This window comes from Rhodanobacter thiooxydans LCS2 (genome assembly GCF_000264375.1).
GTDB lineage: Bacteria > Pseudomonadota > Gammaproteobacteria > Xanthomonadales > Rhodanobacteraceae > Rhodanobacter > Rhodanobacter thiooxydans.
Window position 1 is genome coordinate 119,281 of the sequence record NZ_AJXW01000020.1, and the last position, 18,266, is coordinate 137,546.

The window sequence follows — 18,266 nt, forward strand, 5'->3', positions numbered from 1 at the left end:
TCCGGCGGTCGCGCGCCGAAAAAGGGCCGGTTGATTCCGGCCCTTTGCTCGTCTGCGGCGTGGGTGTGCGGGCTTGGCGGCAGGCGGTGGCGGCTCAGCCAGCCTTCTTTTTCGCCAGCCGCAGCCAGGTGTCGACGACGGTGTCCGGGTTCAGCGACAACGATTCGATGCCCTGTTCCATCAGCCACTCGGCCAGGTCCGGGTGGTCGCTGGGACCCTGGCCGCAGATGCCGATGTACTTGCCCTTGGCGCGCGCGGTCTTGATCGCCATCGCCAGCAGCTTCTTCACCGCCGGATCGCGTTCGTCGAACAGGCCGGCGACGATGGACGAATCGCGGTCCAGGCCCAGGGTGAGCTGGGTGAGGTCGTTGGAGCCGATCGAGAAGCCATCGAAGATGTCCAGGAACTCGTCGGCAAGCAGGGCGTTCGAGGGCACCTCGCACATCATGATGACCTTGAGCTCGTGCTCGCCCTGCTTGAGGCCGTTCTTTGCCAGCGCCTCGATCACCTTGCGGCCTTCGCCGAGCGTGCGCACGAACGGGATCATCACCCACACGTTGGTCAGACCCATCACCTCGCGCACGCGCTTGGCCGCCTGGCACTCCAGCGCGAATGCCGCCTCGAAACTCGGGTCGATGTAGCGGCTGGCGCCACGGAAGCCGATCATCGGGTTTTCCTCGTGCGGCTCGTAGCGCGAGCCGCCGATCAGACCGGCGTATTCGTTGGACTTGAAGTCGGACAGGCGCACGATCACCGGCTTCGGGTAGACCGAGGCGGCGATGGTGGCGATGCCCTCGGCGAGGCGGTCGACGTAGAACGACACCGGATCGGCGTAGCCAGCCATGCGTTCATCGATCTTCGCCTTGGTCTCGGCATCCTGCTTGGCATATTCCAGCAGCGCCTTCGGGTGTACGCCGATGTGGCTGGCGATGATCATCTCCAGTCGGGCCAGGCCGATGCCGGCGTTGGGCAGCAAGCCAAAGTCGAACGCGCGCTCGGGGTTGGCCACGTTCATCATGATCTTCAGCGGGGCCTCGGGCATCGCGCCGAGGTCGGCGGTGATGCGCTCGAACTTCAGGAGGCCCTCGTAGATCGTGCCGGTGTCGCCTTCGGCGCAGGACACGGTGACGTCGGCGCCGTCCGGGATCAGCTCCAGCGCGTTGCCGGTGCCGACTACGGCGGGCACGCCCAGCTCGCGCGCGATGATCGCCGCGTGGCAGGTGCGGCCGCCGCGATTGGTGACGATCGCCGAGGCGCGCTTCATCACCGGCTCCCAGTCGGGGTCGGTCATGTCGGCCACCAGTACGTCGCCGTTCTGCACCTTGTTCATGTCGGCCAGCGAGCGGACCACGCGCGCTTTGCCGGCGCCGATCTTCTGGCCGATGGCGCGGCCCGTGGCAAGCACCTTGCCCTTCTCGTTGAGCTGGAAGCGCTCGAGCTGGGTGGCATGGGCGCGCGATTTCACCGTTTCCGGACGTGCCTGCACGATGTACAGCTTGCCGCTGTAGCCGTCCTTCGCCCACTCGATGTCCATCGGACGGCCATAGTGCTGCTCGATGATCAGCGCCTGCTTCGCCAGCTCCTGCACGTCTGCATCGCTGATGCAGAAGCGGTTGCGCAGTTCGGCCGGAGTGTCTTCGGTTTTCACCCGCTCGCCCGGCACGCTGGAATAGACCATGCGCAACTGCTTGGCGCCGAGGCTGCGGCGGAGCAGGGCGGGCTTGCCGGCCTTCAGCGTGGGCTTGAACACGTAGAACTCGTCGGGGTTCACTGCGCCCTGCACGACCATCTCGCCCAGACCATAGCTGCCGGTGACGAACACCACGTCGCGGAAGCCCGACTCGGTGTCCAGCGTGAACAGCACGCCGGCGGCACCCACGTCCGAGCGCACCATCAGCTGCACGCCGGCGGACAGGGACACGTCCTCGTGCTTGAAGCCCTGGTGCACGCGGTAGGCGATGGCGCGGTCGTTGTACAGCGAGGCGAAGACTTCCTTGACCCTGTACAGCACGTCGTCAATGCCGATCACGTTGAGGAAGGTTTCCTGCTGGCCGGCAAACGAGGCGTCGGGCAGGTCTTCCGCCGTCGCCGAAGAGCGCACCGCCACGGCGATATTGTCGGCGCCGGCGTCCTTGCACAGCTTGGCGTAGGCGTCGCGGATGGCCTGCTCGAGCTCGGCCGGCAGGGCGGTGTCGATGATCCAGCCGCGGATCTCCTTGCCAGCCGCCACCAGGGTGTCGACGTCGTCGACATCGAGCGACGCCAGCCGCTCCTGGATGCGCTTGGCCAGCCCGCTCTTTTCCAGGTATTGCTGGAACGCGCTGGCGGTGGTGGCGAAGCCGCCGGGCACCGACACGCCGAGCTTGGCGAGGTTGCCGATCATCTCGCCGAGCGAGGCGTTCTTGCCGCCGACCTTGCCCAGGTCGGTCATGCGCAGGTGGTCGAGCCAAAGCACCAGGTCGTTCAAGGGTGTCTCCTCATGGAAAGCACTGCAGGTAAGTGGAATGGGCGCGCCACGAAGGCCCGGAGCGGGTTGCAAAGAACTGGTATTGTCCGCTGCGGATGGTGCGCGGCACAAGAAGACCATTGCAGGCAGATGTCATTCCAACGGCATACCAGTCAGCTGGCGGTTGATTTCCCGCTTGCGCTAAGGTGCCCCAAACGCCTACCCCAGGCAGGACCCCGTATGCAGCGAACGGTTTTCTTCATCTCCGACTCCACCGGCATCACCGCGGAGACGATCGGCAACAGCATCCTGGCGCAGTTCGAGGGCATGCGATTCGACAAGCATCGGCTGCCATTCACCGACAATGCGCACAAGGCGGAAACCGCCGCGCTGCGGATCAAGACCAACTACGCGCAGACCGGGCAGCGGCCGATCGTGGTCAACACCATGGCCGATCGCGCACTGTGCGAGATCGTCGCCACCAGTGGCGCGCTGATGCTGGACGTGTTCGCGCCGTTCATCGGCCCGCTGGAGGACGAGCTCGGCACCAAGCGCACCGGCCTGGTGAACCGCTCGCACGGACTGGTCGATTTCGACAAGTACGAAGCACGTATCAACGCCACCAACTATGCGCTCACGCATGACGACGGCATCGACGTGAACTACGCCGAGGCCGACCTGATCCTGGTGGGCGTGTCGCGCTCGGGCAAGACGCCGACCTGCCTCTACATGGCCTTGCATTACGGGGTGCGCGCCGCCAATTATCCGCTGACCGACGAGGACCTCGAGAAACTCGAACTGCCGTCGCGCCTGCGTCCGTACCGGGACCGGCTGTACGGACTGACCATCGACCCGGTGCGGCTGGCGCAGATCCGCGAGCAGCGTCGCGCCGGCAGCCGCTACGCCACCTTGCAGCAGTGCCGCTGGGAACTGGAACAGGCCGATCGGCTGATGCGCCAGGCCGGCATCCCCAGCCTCAACACCACGCATGTGTCGATCGAGGAGATCGCCAGCAAGATCTTCGACCGCTTCGGTATCGAGCGGACCATGTTCTGACAGGAGCCCGCGTTTCGCATGAGCGTCGTACTGGACAACCGCCGCAGCCTGTTGCCGGGACGCTTCGAGTTCCTGATGGGGCTGTACGCGGAGAACTATCATCGGCTGACGCGGCTGTTCGCGCCGCAGCAGCTGGCGCCGGGCCGCTACGTCTCCGACGCCGGCGACGGGCTGGATGTGCACCTGTACCTGCAGGAGTGCCACCCGTACACGCTGGAGCTGGAGCTCACCTACGATTTCGTCGACGCACATACCGGCCAGCGCGCGCCGTCGGCACAGTTGCGCATGTATACCGACGCGCACGTGGCGGAAGCCTTGCACTGCCATCCCGGCCGCCACCTGTGGCAGGTGCTGGGACCGTTCCCGCCGGCGCATACCGTGTTCCAGCATCGTCTGCGCATGAACGGATTCCTTTCGCGCTGGCTGGAATATCTGGCCGAGCAGGGACACTCCGTCGGCACGCTGCAGCCGCAACCTGGACTGCCGGAAGGCGGCAGCCTTATTTGAAAGTACGGCCAGGGATGGCCGCTTTTTGACCTTCCAGCGCGCAGGTACAAGCGCATAGGTACAAGCGCGTAGGTACAAGCAAGTGCAGCCATGGGTGGCTGCTTCTTGATCCTTGTGCACACGGATGAGCGCACCAGTACACTGACACCACAGCAAAAAGCCCGCGCAAGGCGGGCTCTTTGCTCGAATAATGGCGGAGTGGACGGGACTCGAACCCGCGACCTCCGGCGTGACAGGCCAGCATTCTAACCGACTGAACTACCACTCCGCGTTTGCAACGCTTTCCGCGAGCCAACTTGGCGTCCCCACGGGGATTCGAACCCCGGTCGCCACCGTGAAAGGGTGATGTCCTAGGCCTCTAGACGATGGGGACGTTGCTTTTTCGAAAAGTCCGCACATGGAAGTGCGGGTTCTCGCAAAAGGACTTGCACTGAATCAATGGTGGAGCCAGGCGGGATCGAACCGCCGACCTCCTGCATGCCATGCAGGCGCTCTCCCAGCTGAGCTATGGCCCCGCCGCTGGAAGCCGAGAAGAATAGGTGCGACCAACATGTCCGTCAAGCTTTTTTGTGCATGTCGATGCGAAATTGTCCGCCGCCATCGTCCCGTCCGGCGATCCGGCTGGATGCCGTCGTGCTTCGTTTAAGCTGCAGCGATTCGCGCGTTCTTCTACAGGGTTGATGCATGCACGAAATCGGCTTCATCCGCGACCTGGCCGTGGTGATGATCGTGGCCGGCGCCACCACGATCCTGTTCCAGCGGATGCGGCAACCGGTGCTGCTGGGCTACATCCTGGCCGGCGTGCTGATCGGGCCGCACACGCCGGGCGTGCTGGTGGGCGATCCGCGCGCGATCGACGACATCTCCAATCTCGGCGTGGTGCTGCTGATGTTCACCCTGGGCCTCGAGTTCAGCGTGCGCAAGCTGCGCGAGGTCGGTGTCGGCGTGCTGGTCGCGGCCGTGGCCGAGGTCGGGCTGATGCTGTGGATCGGCTACGGCATCGGCGGCCTGTTCGGCTGGAGCGGCAAGGACGCACTCTTTCTTGGCGCGATCATTTCGCTGTCCTCCACCATGGTGGCGACGCGCACGCTGGCGGAAGGCGGCCAGCGGCAGCAACCGTTCGCGCAATTGGTGGTCGGGCTGCTGGTGGCCGAGGACATGCTGGCCATCGTCATGCTGACCTTGCTCACCGCGGTGGCGATCGGCGGCTCGGTGCAGGCGGAGACTGCGTTCGCGCTGGTCGGCCACCTGGGCCTGTTCGTGATCGTCGGGATGATCCTGGGCTTGTTGTTGCTGCCGCGGCTGGTGGATTACGTTGCCGGTTTCGATCGCGACGAAACGCTGCTGGTCAGCGTGCTCGGCATCTGTTTCGGTGCCAGCCTGTTCGCGGCATGGATGGGTTTCAGCGTGGCGCTGGGCGCTTTCCTGGCCGGCGCGGTGGTGGCCGAGTCGCGCAGCGTGGGCAGGGTGCTGCACCTGGTGGAGCCGCTGCGCGACATGTTCGCGGCGCTGTTCTTCGTGGCGATCGGTCTGAAGATCGACCCGGCGATGCTGCTGCAATACGCGCTGCCAGCGCTGCTGATCGCTGCAGTCGTCATCGTCGGCAAGACGCTGACCTGCGGCCTGGGCGTTTTCATGATCGGGCATGAACCACGCACGGCGCTGCGTGCCGGCCTGGGCATGGCGCAGATCGGCGAGTTCTCCTTCGTCATCGCCACGCTGGGGCTTTCACTCGGTGTCATCAGCGATTTCATCTATCCGATCGCGGTGGCGGTCTCGGTGCTGTGCATGGCCACCTCGCCCTACCTGACCCGTTCCGCCGACGCTCTGGCCGATGGCCTGCGCAGGTTGACCCCGCGTTCGTTGAGGTTGCTGGCGACCAGCTACAGCGGTTGGCTGGAGAACCTCAAGCCGGTCGATGAAAACGCGGCGATCGCCGCCATGTTCCGCCGCCTGCTGTGGCATATCGGCATCAACGTGCTGCTGGTGGTGGCGCTGTTCGTGATCGGCGCCTACGTCAATGCGCACAACTGGAGCTGGTTCTCGATGCTGGGGATCGACCGGGAGCTGCGCCACACGCTGATCTGGGCCGCCGCGCTGTTCCTGTCGCTGCCCATGCTGATCGCGGTCTACCGCAAGGCCGGGGCGCTGGGCATGCTGCTGGCGGAGATCGGCATACGCGAGCGGTTTGCCGGCGCCTACACCCAGGCCATCCGCAACGTGTTGGCGAGGGTCATTCCGCTGGCCACCCTGCTAGCGCTGGCGCTGCTGGTGAGCGCACTCAGTTCGGCCATCCTGCCGCCCCGCGGCGTCGCGCTGTCCCTGCTCGTGCTGGGCGTGCTGGCGGCGGTGGTGCTGTGGCGCGGCCTGGTGAAGATGCATGCGCGGCTGCAGGCGGCGCTGAAGGAGACCCTGGAAAAGCCCGCCCCGCCCGGGGACGGCGCGGGCTGACGCACGCGGGCGCCCGGGAAGGTTGAACCTTTATCTCGACTGACGGTCACAGCCCGGACTCGTTGCCAAGACCAGACAAGCGCCGCACAATGCGGAGCCTGCCTCTATCGGAGAGGCTCGGACGGCAATGCCGGCATATCCATACATGAGGGAGTTACGAATGAAGCACTTTCTGCGTCCCACGCTGACGGCGGTCGCGATGGCCGTGGCGCTGGGCATGACGGCCAGCGCTGTCGCCCAGACCGCTGGCGCGGCCGGTACCGTCGACAAGGCGAAGGCCAGCTATGTGGTGGGTTGGGAGATTGCTTCCCAGGTTCCGCCGATCATGCGCGACGAGCTGGATCCGAACGCGGTGGCCAATGCGGTGAAGGCGGCGTTGTCCGGCCAGAAGCCGACCATGAGCGAAACCGAAGCCAAGCAGGTGCACGAAGCCTTCATGGCCAAGATCCAGGCCAAGTATCAGGCCGAGATGACCAAGCTGGCGGCCAAGAACAAGACTGAGGGCGACGCCTTCCTGGCCAAGAACAAGACGGCGGCGGGCGTGAAGACCACCGCGTCTGGCCTGCAGTACCAGGTGCTCAGCCAGGGCACGGGCGCCCGTCCGGGCCCGAATGACACGGTCGAGATCAACTACACCGGCAGCTTCGTCGACGGCCAGGTGTTCGACGCCTCCGACAAGCACAACCCGCCGGGCGCGGCCAAGATTCCGCTGGCCGGCGTGATCCCGGGCTTCCGCGAAGGCCTGCAGCTGATGCAGGTGGGCGGCCATTACAAGCTGTTCATCCCGGCTGCGCTGGCCTATGGCGCCGAGCCGCAGCCGCCGATGCCGCCGAATGCCACGCTGATCTTCGATGTGACCCTGGTCAAGACCGGTCCGACGCCGGCGGGTGCCCCGGCCGGCAAGTAATCGAAGTTCCACCGCCGCCTTGCGGCAACGATCCGGCGAAAGGGCGCGAAGCGATTCGCGCCCTTTCGTTTTTCGTCGTCGGGCATGCTGCCGCCTGGCGCGCTCGAGCGGCTAGAATAGACGGCTTGATTTTCAAGGGATTGCTGCAACGATGATGAAAGTCACCATCTTCGGTACCGGTTATGTGGGCCTGGTCACCGGTGCCTGCCTGGCGGAAATGGGCAACCACGTGGTCTGCGTCGACATCGACGCGGGCAAGGTCGAGCGGCTGAAGCGCGGCGAGGTCCCGATCTACGAGCCGGGCCTGGAGTCGATCGTGCAAAGCAACCACGCCAGCGGCAGGCTCGATTTCACTACCGAGGCGGCCCCGGCGATCGCCCACGGCGAGCTGATCTTCATCGCCGTCGGCACCCCGCCGGACGAGGACGGCAGCGCCGACCTGCAGTACGTGCAGAAGGTGGCCGCCACCATCGGCCGGCATCTGGAGCGTTACGCCGTGGTGGTGAACAAGTCGACCGTGCCGATGGGCACCGCCGACCGCGTGCGCGAGGCCATCGCGGCCGAGCTGGCGGCGCGCCGTGCCACGGTGGAATTCGACGTGGTGTCGAATCCGGAGTTCCTGAAGGAAGGCGCCGCGGTGGAAGACTGCCTGCGCCCCGACCGCATCGTGGTGGGTGCTTCCAGCACGCGCGCGGTGGCGTTGCTGCGCAAGCTGTACGCGCCGTTCAACCGCAACCACGACCGCATGGTGGTGATGGACGAGCGCTCGGCCGAGCTGACCAAGTACGCCGCCAACGCGATGCTGGCGACCAAGATCAGCTTCATGAACGAGATCGCGAACATCGCCGAGCGCGTGGGCGCCGACGTGGAACTGGTGCGCCAGGGCATCGGCTCCGACCCGCGCATCGGCTACAGCTTCATCTATCCGGGCGCCGGTTACGGCGGTTCGTGCTTTCCCAAGGACGTGCAGGCGCTGGAACGCACCGCGCACGCGCACGGCTACGAGGCGCGCCTGCTCGGTGCGGTCGAGGCGGTCAACCGGCAGCAGAAGGGCAAGCTGTTCGAGCTGATTTCGCGGCATTTCGACGGCCAGCTGGCCGGCCGCACGATTGCGCTGTGGGGGCTCGCGTTCAAGCCGAATACCGACGACATGCGCGAGGCCTCCAGCCGGCGCCTGATGGAACAGCTGTGGGAAGCCGGCGCGAAGGTGCGCGCGTTCGATCCCGAAGCGCGCGACGAAGCCCGGCGGCTGTACGGCGAGCGCGCCGATCTGGTGCTGTGCGAGCACGCCATGGACGCCGTGCAGGGCGCCGACGTGCTGGCGGTGGTCACCGAGTGGAAAACGTTCCGCAGCCCCGATTTTGCAGCGATCCGCGCGGCGCTGGCGGTGCCGGCCATCTTCGACGGGCGCAACCTGTACGACCCGGCCGTGGTGGAGGAGGCGGGCCTGGCCTACTATGGCATCGGCCGCGGCCGCAGCCTGCAAGCGCCGCAATGAACGGCCCGAACGACATGCTCGCCCGCCGGCTCGACGAGATGGAGGTCAAGCTGACCTTCATCGACGAGGCGGTGCAGGCGCTGACCACGGCGGACGCCGACCAGTCGCAACGGATCGCCGCACTGGAGCGCGCGCTGCGCGACCTGCGCGGCGAGATGGCGTCGATGCGCATTGCGCAGGGCGACGATCCGCACAACGAACCGCCACCGCCGCATTACTGAGCCAATCCATTCCAACCGTCGATCACGGACTACCCGCATGGCCGATTCCCTGCGCGATCAGCTGCTCAAGAGCGGCATCGTCAAACAGGTCCAGCAGGACCGGGCGCGCGAGCCCAGGCGCCCGCCCCCGCCGTCGTCGGGCAAGCCCGTACGCAAGGGCGGCAAGCCACATGCGGCGTCGCACGCCGCACGGCCAGCGGGGCAGGGCCAGCAGGACATCGATCTGGCCAGGGCATACGCGCTGCGCGCCCAGACCGAGGCGCGCGAACGCCAGCGGATCGAACGCGAGGCCGCCGAACAGGCCCGGTTGCGGCGCGAGCGCAAGCAGCAGATCCAGCGGCTGCTCGAAGGCAAGGCGCTGAACAAGGCCGAGGCCGACCACCCGCGCAATTTCGAGTACGCCGGCAAGATCCGCCGCGTGCATGTGGATGCCGCGCAACTGGCGGCGCTCAACGCCGGCGAACTGGGCGTGGTGCAGCACGGCGGCCGTTACCTGCTGGTCAGCCGGGGGATTGCCGAGCAGGTGCGCGAGATCGATCCGCACCTGCTGGCGCTGCTGGTTGATCCGTCTGCCGGCGCGGGCGACGATGGCGTGCCTGACGACCTGATGTGGTGATCTGGCGGGAGACGGCTTGGCGCCGCCTCCCATGCCCGCGGCTTGCTACTCGTTGCCCTGTGCCAGCGCCGGAAGCTCCCAGCCGTTCTTCGGCCGGAAGCGGTCGCCATAGCGCTGAGCCAGCTGTTCGAGCCTGGCCTTGAGCTTGTCGGCGCCTTCACTGCGCGCGTACTGGATGGGGCCGCCGCGGAACGGCGCGAAGCCGGTGCCGAAGATCACCCCGGCGTCGAGCAGGTCGGCGTCGTCGACCACACCGTCGGCGAGGCAGGCGACCGCCTCGTTGACCATCGGCAGGATCATCCGCTCCTGCACGTCCGGCGGGACCACGTAGTCCTTGTCGATCTCGGGCTTCTCCGGCTTGCCGTCCTGCCACACGTACAGGCCCTGGCCGTCCTTCTTGCCGCGCTTGCCGGCCGCGAGTTTCTCCTCCAGCCCCGGCGGCAGTTCCAGCCCCAGGAACGGCGCCAGTTCCTTGCCGACCGAGGCGCACACGTCCAGGCCTACCGTGTCGGCCAGCTCGATCGGGCCCATCGGCATGCCGAACTTCTTCGCTTCCCGGTCCAGCACCGGGCCGGGCACACCCTCGCTGTACAGGCGCAGCGCTTCCAGCAGGTACGGCATCAGGATGCGGTTGACCAGGAAGCCCGGCGTGCCCTTGACCGCCACCGGCAGCTTGCCGATCGCCTTGCAGAACGCCAGCGCGCGCTTCTCGATGGCCGGGTCGAGCTGGTCGTGGCGCACCACCTCCACCAGCGGCATCTGCGCCACCGGGTTGAAGAAGTGCAGGCCGAGGAATCGCTGCGGTGCTTTCAGGTTCCCGCGCAGCTCGTCCAGCGGGATACTGGAGGTATTGCTGGCGAGGATTTCGTCGGCCCGGAACTGCGGTTCGATGCCGGCGTACAAGGCTTCCTTCGCCCGGGCGTTCTCGTAAATCGCCTCGATCGCCAGGTCCGCCGAGGCCACGCCGCCGCCTTCAACGTCCGCACGCAGGCGCCGCATCGCGGCCTCGACCTTCTCCGGCGCCTTCAGTTTCTTCTCGTAAAGCTGGCGGGCGCGATCCAGCGCAGGCTGGACGAATTTCATCTCGCGGTCCTGCAGGGTCACCTCGAACCCCTTCAACGCCGCCCACGCGGCGATGTCGCCGCCCATCACCCCGGCGCCGATCACGTGCACGTGCTTGATGCCGTGCTCGATACCGCTGCCCTGGGCCTTCAGCCGTTCCTGCAGGAAGAAGATGCGGATCAGGTTCCGTGCGGTCGGCGTCTGCGCCAGCTTCGCCACCGAGCGCGCCTCGACCTTCAGCCGCTGCTGGATGGACGCGCCGCCGCGCTGCCATACGTCGATCATCGCGAACGGCGCGGGGTAGTGATCCTTGCGCACCTTCGCGGCAGTCTGCCGGTACACCATCGGCGCCAGGATCTGCCGGGCCAGCCAGGTGTTGCTGGCCCACGCCTTGGCGCGCCGGGCGAACGGGCGCGGCGCGGGGTGGCGCAACAGCAGTTTCGCTTCGGCGAGCAGTTCGTCCGGGCGGGCCAGCCGGTCGACCACGCCGAGGCCCAGCGCACGCTTCGCCGACAGCGACTTGCCGGTCAGCATCAACGGCAGCGCCTCGGTGGCGCCGATCAACCGCGGCAGGCGCGCGGTGCCGCCCCAGCCGGGGTGGATGCCCAGCATTACCTCGGGCAGCGCGATCTTCGTCTTGTCGTCGTCGGCAGCGATGCGCTGGCGGCAGGCCAGCATCAGCTCGGTGCCGCCGCCCATGCAGGCGCCGTGCACGGCCGCCACGGTCGGGCAGGGCAGCCGCGCCAGCGCCTCGTAGACGCGCTGGCCGTGCTCGATGTTCTCCAGCACGCTGTCGTGCTTCGCGTACCCGATGAATTCCTTGACGTCGGCGCCGACGGCAAAGCCCGAGGGCTTCGCCGAATGGACGATGACGCCGGCCGGCTTCTCGATCGCCAGCCGCTCGACGATCTGTTCCAGCTCGTCCAGCACCGCGCGGGAAATCGCATTGACGCTGCTGCCGGCGCGGTCGAGAGTCAGCGTGACGACGCCGTCGTCGCCTTCGCTGGTCTTCCAGTGGTTGAAACGCAATCCTTCGAACATGGGCGTAGGGGCGTGGTGGTCGAGGCCTGAACCATACCGTTCCGCCGCCATGATTGCGAGATGTGACGCGCTTGCTTGACCGTGCGCCGGCGCCGGTGTGAAATCGGGTCCGGTTCCGCAAAACCGCCCGCCGCAGCCGGCCGGGCGGTGGCCAGCGGGGTGGTTTCACCGCCCACTATCGCCAGACGGCAGGACGCAGACGCAATGACTTCAGCACTGGCCTCCGTTCCGCCGCAAGCCGGCGCCGAGATTTTCGAGCGCGTCCTGGCCGCTCCCAGCGGTCTGGTGGTACTGGATTGCAAGGACGTCCATGCCCTGATCGACCAATTCCGCGCAATCGCCCGGCACACCGGGCAGGCGGTGTACCTGTGGCAGCCTGACACCGGCCTGGGCAGCCTGCGCGATGCACAGGTGCGGGTACCGGAGTGCCAGCGGCTGGGCAACGCGTTGCGCTACATGCAGCAGAGCATGCATTTCGGTGTGTATTTCCTGCTCGGACTGGAGCTGCCGCTGTCGGCGATGGACGCCACCTTGCTGCGCCAGCTTGCCCGCGCGCCCAAGGGCCACCTGCGCCGCGTGGTACTGATCGACGCACCAGTGGCGCTGGTCGAGCACCTGGGCGAACTGGCGATACGCGTGGGCAGCGAAGACAGCCAGCCGCGGCAACTGCGTCTGCGCGACGGCCGCTGGCTGGTTTGAGGCCGGTACGCAGATGAATTCCGGCATTCTGGTGGTTGCCGCCCAGCGCGAACTGCGCCGCAGCCTGTTCGACGCCCTCGACCAGGCGGGCTATCCGCAGATCCACAGCGCGCGCGACGTGTCGCACGCGGCCATCCTGCTCGAAGGCCGTGCAGCGCTGCCGCCGCTGCAGCTGATCGTGGTGGTGCTGGCCGGTGACGAGGTGCAGGCGCGCATTGCTTGCGAGCAGCTGCACCGCCTGCCGGGCGGTGCCGACACGCCGCTGATCGTGGTGCTGGGCGATGAGGCCACGCTGGGTCCGGCCGACCTGCCGGCCGGCGTCGCCGACTGGCTTTCGGCCGCGCAGATCGGCGGTGAACTGGTGCCGCGCTGGCGGCGCTGGCAGGCCCGCAACGGCCAGCGGCGCCCTCCTGCGGCCGCCTCCGACGGTGACGCCCATGAGGATTACCGCTACGTGTTCGACGAGAGCGACAGCGAGTGGCTGATCGCCGATGCGCAGACCGGCCGCCTGCTCGAGGTCAGTCCCACGGTGGCGCGGCACAGCCGCATGCATGCCAGCCAGTGGGAAGGGCTGCCGCTGGCCGAGGTGCTGCGCTTCGAGGGCATTGCGATCGACCAGGTGCTGGCCGAGGCCAACCGCGGCTGGTATCCCTGCCAGCGCAAGTCGGCGATCGGCGCCGATACCGGCCAGGCCAGCGTGCGGCGCATCCGACATGCCGGGCGCGAGGCACTGGCCTTGATGTTCCGCAGCGATCGCGCCGACCTGCGGGCGGAAGCTGCATTGTCGTTGCTGTCGCGCATCTTCGCCTCGACCAGCGGCGTCGACGCGCAGACCGCCGCCGGCCGCCTGCTGTTCGACGAGCTGGGCCTGGACTACCTGGCCGTCTGGTCGGCGCGCCAGGACGGCGACGCGCCGGTCCAGATGCTGCAGCTGTGGAACGGCGACGAACCGGCCTGGCCGCCGCCAACGCTGCAGAGTTCACTGCAGTTGGTGCTCGGCGGGAAGCCCATTCTGTACCGCACCGACGCGAAACGGCTGGCGTCAGTGGACCCGCTGCTGCAGCAACTCGACCTGGCCGGGTTTGCCGGCCTGCCGTTGTACGACGAGCGGCATACCGTGCTCGGCGCCATGCTGGCCGGCAGTCGGCGCGGCTTCGGCAAGATGGGCATCATCGAGCCGGTGCTGCGCTGCGCCGCGGCGCGCTTCGCGCAGATGCTGGAGCTGGGCCGCACCCGCGAGCAGGGCCGCGCGGAGGGCCTGGTCGACGCACTGACCGGCCTGCCGAACCGGTTGCTGTTCAACGACCGGCTGGACACCATCATCCGCGAGGCGACCCGCAACGGCGAGTGCTTCGCGGTACTGTTCGTCGACCTCGACCGCTTCAAGGCGATCAACGACACCTACGGCCATGCCGCCGGCGACCAGGTGCTGCGCATGGTCACCCAGCGCCTGTGCGGCAGCATCCGTGCTTCCGATACGGTGGCGCGCTACGCCGGCGACGAGTTCACCGTCGTGCTGCGCCACATCGTGAAGAATGACGACGTATTGCGCGTGGCCGAGAAGATCGTGCAGGTGATGGAGACGCCGCTGTTCCTGGAGGACGGCACCGAACTGCAGGTGACCGCGTCGATGGGCCTGAGCTTCTTCCCCGACGACGCCGGCGACGCACAGACCCTGCTCAAGCATGCCGATGAGGCGATGTACGCGGCCAAGCACCAGGGCCGCAACACCTTCCAGATCTACGAGGTGAGCCCGGAGTACGCCCAGCAGCACGGCATGGCACTGAAGACGCGCCTGCGCCACGCCGAGGGCAACGGCGAACTGCGCGTGGTCTACCAGCCGCAGGTCAACACCGAGACCGAGGACATCATGGGGATGGAGGCGCTGGTGCGCTGGGAGCATCCCGAGCTGGGCATGATCAGCCCGGCGGTATTCATCCCGCTGGCCGAGGAAAGCGGGCTGATCGTCTCCATCGGCGAGTGGGTGATGCGCACCGCCTGCCGCCAGGCGAAGGAATGGGAACAGCTTTACGGCCTGCGCCTGCGCCTGGGCGTGAACCTGTCCGCGGTGCAGTTGATGGAACCGCAGTTGCTGGAAACCGTGGCGACCGTGCTGCGCGAAACCGGGCTGGATCCCACCCTGCTGGAAATGGAGGTCACCGAGAGCATCAGCATCAAGGAGGCGCCGAACCTGGTCGAGAACCTGCACGCGCTGCATCGGCTGGGCTGTCACATCGCGATAGACGATTTCGGTACCGGCGCAGCCTCGCTGGACTACCTGCGCCGGCTGCCGGCCGATCGCATCAAGATCGACCAGAGCTTCGTGCGCAACATCGGGGTAGACCCCGACGACGAAGCGATCGTGCGCGCCACCATCGAGATGGCCCATCGGCTGAAACGCGCGGTGGTGGCGGAAGGCGTGGAGATCGAGCAGCACCTGCAGTTCCTGCGCCAGCACGGTTGCGACGAACTGCAGGGCTACCTGTTCTGCCGCCCGCTGCCGCCGGCAAGTTTCGACAAGCTGCTGGCCGAGCGCCAGCGCCTGCTGGAGGCGCGGGTGGCCGAGCCGGCTTGAGCCCGCGGCCGGTGCCCCCATAACTTGGTCGACCCGTCACGGGTCCGGGCGCGCCCGTGCCAGGCATGGCGTTGTGGCCGGGCGATACCCGGTGCATGCTGAACTCCGGCGCCGGATCGCGGTCTGAGCGCCGCGTTCAGTTCAAAACAGCTCCCGCAGCGGAAGACGGCATTGACGACGGATACGGCCCGGACGGGCGAAAACGAACTGGACCGCGCGCTGGTCGAACGGGTCCAGCAGGGCGACCGGCGAGCCTTCGACCTGCTGGTGCGCAAGTACCAGCACAAGGTGATCGGACTGGTCTCGCGCTACGTGCGCACCCACGCTGAATGCGAGGACATCGCGCAGGAATCGTTCATCCGCGCGTGGCGGGCGATCGGCTCGTTCCGCGGCGACAGCGCGTTCTACACCTGGCTGTACAAGATCGCGGTGAACACCGCCAAGAACCACCTGGTGGCGATGGGCCGGCGCCCGCCCTCCGGCGACATCGACGCGGACGAGGCGGAGTTCATGGCCGGCGCCGAACGCATGCACGACAGCGCCACGCCCGAGCGCGAGTTGATGCGCCAGGAAATTGAACAATCCGTGTTTTCCACTGTCCAATCTTTGCCCGAAGAGCTGCGGACCGCCATCACGCTGCGCGAGGTGGATGGCCTCAGCTACGATGAAATCGCCGAAGCGATGGGCTGCCCGATCGGCACGGTGCGTTCGCGCATCTTCCGGGCGCGCGAGGCGATCGACGAGAAGCTGCGGCCGCTGTTGTCGGACCGCGAGGATCAGACATGAATCAGGCAGGCACGAATCAGGACTCCCGGGAAAGCCTTTCCGCGGGCATCGACGGCGAATTGCCGAAGGAGCAACTGCGCTTCCTGCTGCGCCGGCTCGATCACGACGCCTCGCTGCAGCAGGCCTGGGGTCGCTACCACGTCGCCCGCGACAGCCTGCGCCGGCAGTTGCCGCCGCTGGCCGGTTCCGGTTTCGCCGCGCGGGTGATGCTGGCGATCGAGCAGGAATCGAAGCCTGCCGCAACCTCCGCCCGGCGCAACCACTGGCTGCGCTGGTCCACCGGCGGCGCGATCGCCGCCAGCGTGGCCGCCGCCGCGCTGATGATCGGCCAGCCGACGGGCGACGGCGAGCGTCTGACCGCGTCGACCACCCAGCAGAAGGCCAGTGCGGTTGCCGCCGCGCCGGCGAGCAAGCCGACGACCTCTCCCGCCGCGGTGCCGCCATGGCTCAGCGGCAATTCCGCCGGTTTGCTCAGCCAGCAGGCCTCGGCCACCTTCGGCGCGCCGTTCGGCCAGAGCCAGCCGGTCTACGCGCGGCGCCTGTCGGGTTATCCCTCGATGGCCCGTTACCGCATGCTCGACAACAACGACGGCAGCTACCTGCTGCTGCTCGACCCGGAGCGGCAGGCCGCACCAGATCCCTCGCGCCGGGCTTCCGCCGTCGCGCAATGAAACGAGCCCGCGTGATTGTCCGCGGCTCGCTCTGTCCCTTTTGCCTCCACCGGCCCATCGCACGGGCCGCTCGGCGGCGCGTGTCCGCATCGGGCACGTCGCCATCCGAACCACCAATCCACTCGAAGCCTACCGGCCGACATCAACCATGGAGGAGTCATGAACCATTCCATCTTGCGCAGCCTGGCGTGCCTTGCGCTGCTGGGCATCGCCAGTGCCGGTACGGTGCAGGCGCAGGCGCCGGCCGCGGCGAAGCTGCCGGACTTCACCGGCATCGTGCAGAAGAACGCGCCGGCCGTGGTGAACGTCGAGGCCCGCTACAACGGCGAGCGGCAGGGCAACAGCCGCAGCATGCGCGGGCAGACGATGCCCGGCCAGGGCATGCCGGACGACCAGCAGGCAGAGATCCTGCGGCGCTTCTTCGGCATGCCGATGATGCCGTCGCCGCAGGATCAGAAGCACACCTCGCTGGGCTCGGGCTTCATCATTTCCGGCGACGGCTACATCCTCACCAACAACCACGTGGTCGACCATGCCGACAAGGTGACCGTGCGCCTGCAGGACCAGCGCACGCTGACTGCCAAGGTGATCGGCACCGACCCGACCTATGACATCGCCCTGCTCAAGGTGGATGCCGGCGGCAGCCTGCCGGCGGTGACCCTCGGCGACTCGCGCAGCCTCAAGCCGGGGCAGTGGGTGCTGGCGATCGGCTCGCCGTTCGGCTTCGACTACACGGTGACCCAGGGCATCGTCAGCGCAGTAGGCCGCAACCTGGGCCAGCGCGACCAGCCGTACACCTCGTTCATCCAGACCGATGTGCCGATCAACCGCGGCAATTCCGGCGGTCCGCTGTTCGACCTGCAGGGCCGGGTGGTGGGCGTCAACTCGCAGATCTATTCCAACACCGGCACCTACTCCGGGGTGGCGTTCTCGATCCCGATCGACGTGGCGATGAACGCGGTGCAGCAGCTCAAGAGCAAGGGCTATGTGTCGCGTGGCATGCTCGGGGTGACGGTGCAGCCAGTCGACGACGACATGGTCAAGGCGTTCGGCCTGGACAACAGCGTGGGCGCGGCGGTGGTCGACGTCACCGCGGGCAGCGGTGCGGCCAAGGCCGGCATCCAGTCCGGCGACGTGATCCTGGCCTACGACGGGCGGGCTGTGCAGCAGGCCGCGGACCTGCCGCCGCTGGTGGGCATGACCAAGCCGGGCAGCAAGGTGCCGATGGAAATCCTGCGCAACGGCAAGAAGCAGACGCTCGAGGTCGCCATCGGCGAAGCCTCGCGCGACCGCAACGCGATGAATGGCCAGGGCGCGGCCCCGTCGCTGGCGAGCAGCGGCTCGACCGCGCTGGGTCTGACCGTACAATCGATCGACGACGACACCCGCACCCAGCTCGGCCTGAAGCCGGGGCAGGGCGTGGTGATCGGCGACATCACCGGGCCGGTGGCAGCGCAGGCCGGATTGCAGGCGGGCGACGTCATCCTGATGGTCAACCAGCAGGAGGTCGGCAGCGTGGCCGAGTTCGAGGCGGCCACCAAGGGCGTGAAGGCCGGCAGCACGGTACTGCTGCTGGTGCGCCGCGACGGACAGAGCAGTTTCATCGGCCTGACCGTGCCGGATGCGGATGGCAAATGATCGCGGCGGCACGCGACTGGCGGTAATGCGGCGCCGCACGGTTTGCGCATGACGGCGGCGGGTTCTGCGATAATGCCGGGTTAGCGTCACTT

14 protein-coding genes and 3 tRNA genes are annotated in these 18,266 nt (G+C 67.3%); 12 read left to right on the forward strand and 5 right to left on the reverse strand.

The annotated features are described in order from the left end of the window. Positions 1-94 precede the first annotated feature (94 nt). Positions 95-2,467, reverse strand: coding sequence for a phosphoenolpyruvate synthase (gene ppsA, locus UUA_RS04970; RefSeq protein WP_008434791.1), 2,373 nt, complete (start codon positions 2,465-2,467; stop codon positions 95-97). A 219-nt stretch (positions 2,468-2,686) separates the two neighbouring features. Here ppsA and ppsR point away from each other — a divergent pair, with 219 nt between their 5' ends. Beyond that, positions 2,687-3,502 carry a posphoenolpyruvate synthetase regulatory kinase/phosphorylase PpsR gene (ppsR, locus tag UUA_RS04975; RefSeq protein ID WP_008434792.1) on the forward strand — a complete coding sequence of 272 codons (816 nt, stop codon included), beginning with the start codon at positions 2,687-2,689 and terminating at the stop codon, positions 3,500-3,502. Between the two features lie 18 nt (positions 3,503-3,520). Then, a complete protein-coding gene (locus UUA_RS04980; protein ID WP_008434794.1) occupies positions 3,521-4,009 on the forward strand; it encodes a DUF1249 domain-containing protein in 489 nt (162 codons plus the stop codon). Between the two features lie 191 nt (positions 4,010-4,200). Here UUA_RS04980 and UUA_RS04985 read toward each other — a convergent pair. The 3 genes from UUA_RS04985 to UUA_RS04995 form a co-directional block, all read right to left on the reverse strand. After that, positions 4,201-4,277 (reverse strand) — tRNA-Asp (locus UUA_RS04985). Between the two features lie 29 nt (positions 4,278-4,306). Next, positions 4,307-4,382 (reverse strand) — tRNA-Glu (locus tag UUA_RS04990). Between the two features lie 66 nt (positions 4,383-4,448). Further along, a tRNA-Ala gene (locus UUA_RS04995) sits at positions 4,449-4,524 on the reverse strand. Positions 4,525-4,693: 169 nt separating this feature from the next. On the opposite strand from UUA_RS04995, the gene UUA_RS05000 reads away from it, so the two are divergent. The 5 genes from UUA_RS05000 (at position 4,694) to UUA_RS05020 (ending at position 9,702) form a co-directional block, all read left to right on the forward strand. Further along, positions 4,694-6,460, forward strand: coding sequence for a cation:proton antiporter (locus UUA_RS05000; RefSeq protein WP_008434795.1), 1,767 nt, complete (start codon positions 4,694-4,696; stop codon positions 6,458-6,460). Between the two features lie 160 nt (positions 6,461-6,620). After that, positions 6,621-7,367 carry an FKBP-type peptidyl-prolyl cis-trans isomerase gene (locus tag UUA_RS05005; RefSeq protein WP_008434797.1) on the forward strand — a complete coding sequence of 249 codons (747 nt, stop codon included), beginning with the start codon at positions 6,621-6,623 and terminating at the stop codon, positions 7,365-7,367. Positions 7,368-7,521: 154 nt separating this feature from the next. Then, entirely contained in the window at positions 7,522-8,865 is a 1,344-nt protein-coding gene (locus tag UUA_RS05010) for a UDP-glucose dehydrogenase family protein (RefSeq protein WP_008434799.1), read from the forward strand. Further along, positions 8,862-9,086, forward strand: coding sequence for a SlyX family protein (locus UUA_RS05015; protein WP_008434801.1), 225 nt, complete (start codon positions 8,862-8,864; stop codon positions 9,084-9,086). Before UUA_RS05010 ends, UUA_RS05015 begins: the two co-directional genes overlap by 4 nt. A 37-nt stretch (positions 9,087-9,123) precedes the next feature. Beyond that, complete coding sequence (locus tag UUA_RS05020; protein WP_008434803.1) at positions 9,124-9,702, forward strand: DUF2058 domain-containing protein; 579 nt, start codon at positions 9,124-9,126, stop codon at positions 9,700-9,702. A gap of 45 nt (positions 9,703-9,747) precedes the next feature. Here UUA_RS05020 and UUA_RS05025 read toward each other — a convergent pair whose 3' ends face one another. Further along, entirely contained in the window at positions 9,748-11,805 is a 2,058-nt protein-coding gene (locus tag UUA_RS05025) for a 3-hydroxyacyl-CoA dehydrogenase NAD-binding domain-containing protein (RefSeq protein WP_008434804.1), read from the reverse strand. A gap of 204 nt (positions 11,806-12,009) precedes the next feature. On the opposite strand from UUA_RS05025, the gene UUA_RS05030 reads away from it, so the two are divergent. From UUA_RS05030 to UUA_RS05050, 5 genes are all read left to right on the forward strand, one after another. Further along, the gene (locus UUA_RS05030; RefSeq protein WP_008434805.1) at positions 12,010-12,504 is read left to right on the forward strand and encodes a hypothetical protein; all 495 of its coding nucleotides are present in this window, start codon (positions 12,010-12,012) and stop codon (positions 12,502-12,504) included. Positions 12,505-12,517: 13 nt separating this feature from the next. Then, positions 12,518-15,079 carry a putative bifunctional diguanylate cyclase/phosphodiesterase gene (locus UUA_RS05035; RefSeq protein ID WP_008434807.1) on the forward strand — a complete coding sequence of 854 codons (2,562 nt, stop codon included), beginning with the start codon at positions 12,518-12,520 and terminating at the stop codon, positions 15,077-15,079. A 171-nt stretch (positions 15,080-15,250) separates the two neighbouring features. Beyond that, complete coding sequence (gene rpoE / locus UUA_RS05040) at positions 15,251-15,865, forward strand: RNA polymerase sigma factor RpoE (RefSeq protein WP_008434808.1); 615 nt, start codon at positions 15,251-15,253, stop codon at positions 15,863-15,865. Then, a complete protein-coding gene (locus UUA_RS05045) occupies positions 15,862-16,536 on the forward strand; it encodes a sigma-E factor negative regulatory protein (protein ID WP_008434809.1) in 675 nt (224 codons plus the stop codon). The genes rpoE and UUA_RS05045 overlap by 4 nt, the downstream gene beginning before the upstream one ends. 159 nt (positions 16,537-16,695) lie before the next feature. Then, a complete protein-coding gene (locus tag UUA_RS05050; protein ID WP_008434812.1) occupies positions 16,696-18,174 on the forward strand; it encodes a Do family serine endopeptidase in 1,479 nt (492 codons plus the stop codon). Positions 18,175-18,266 lie beyond the last annotated feature (92 nt).

Bases quoted from the DNA above. Each gene is read 5' to 3' on its own strand.
- UUA_RS05025 (WP_008434804.1), bottom strand. From the start codon at position 11,805: ATGTTCGAAGGATTGCGTTTCAACCACTGGAAGACCAGCGAAGGCGAC.
- UUA_RS04980 (WP_008434794.1), top strand. From the start codon at position 3,521: ATGAGCGTCGTACTGGACAACCGCCGCAGCCTGTTGCCGGGACGCTTC.
- ppsR (WP_008434792.1), top strand. From the start codon at position 2,687: ATGCAGCGAACGGTTTTCTTCATCTCCGACTCCACCGGCATCACCGCG.
- UUA_RS05000 (WP_008434795.1), top strand. From the start codon at position 4,694: ATGCACGAAATCGGCTTCATCCGCGACCTGGCCGTGGTGATGATCGTG.
- UUA_RS05050 (WP_008434812.1), top strand. From the start codon at position 16,696: ATGAACCATTCCATCTTGCGCAGCCTGGCGTGCCTTGCGCTGCTGGGC.
- UUA_RS05020 (WP_008434803.1), top strand. From the start codon at position 9,124: ATGGCCGATTCCCTGCGCGATCAGCTGCTCAAGAGCGGCATCGTCAAA.
- UUA_RS05015 (WP_008434801.1), top strand. From the start codon at position 8,862: ATGAACGGCCCGAACGACATGCTCGCCCGCCGGCTCGACGAGATGGAG.
- UUA_RS05005 (WP_008434797.1), top strand. From the start codon at position 6,621: ATGAAGCACTTTCTGCGTCCCACGCTGACGGCGGTCGCGATGGCCGTG.
- UUA_RS05045 (WP_008434809.1), top strand. From the start codon at position 15,862: ATGAATCAGGCAGGCACGAATCAGGACTCCCGGGAAAGCCTTTCCGCG.
- UUA_RS05010 (WP_008434799.1), top strand. From the start codon at position 7,522: ATGAAAGTCACCATCTTCGGTACCGGTTATGTGGGCCTGGTCACCGGT.
- UUA_RS05035 (WP_008434807.1), top strand. From the start codon at position 12,518: ATGAATTCCGGCATTCTGGTGGTTGCCGCCCAGCGCGAACTGCGCCGC.
- UUA_RS05030 (WP_008434805.1), top strand. From the start codon at position 12,010: ATGACTTCAGCACTGGCCTCCGTTCCGCCGCAAGCCGGCGCCGAGATT.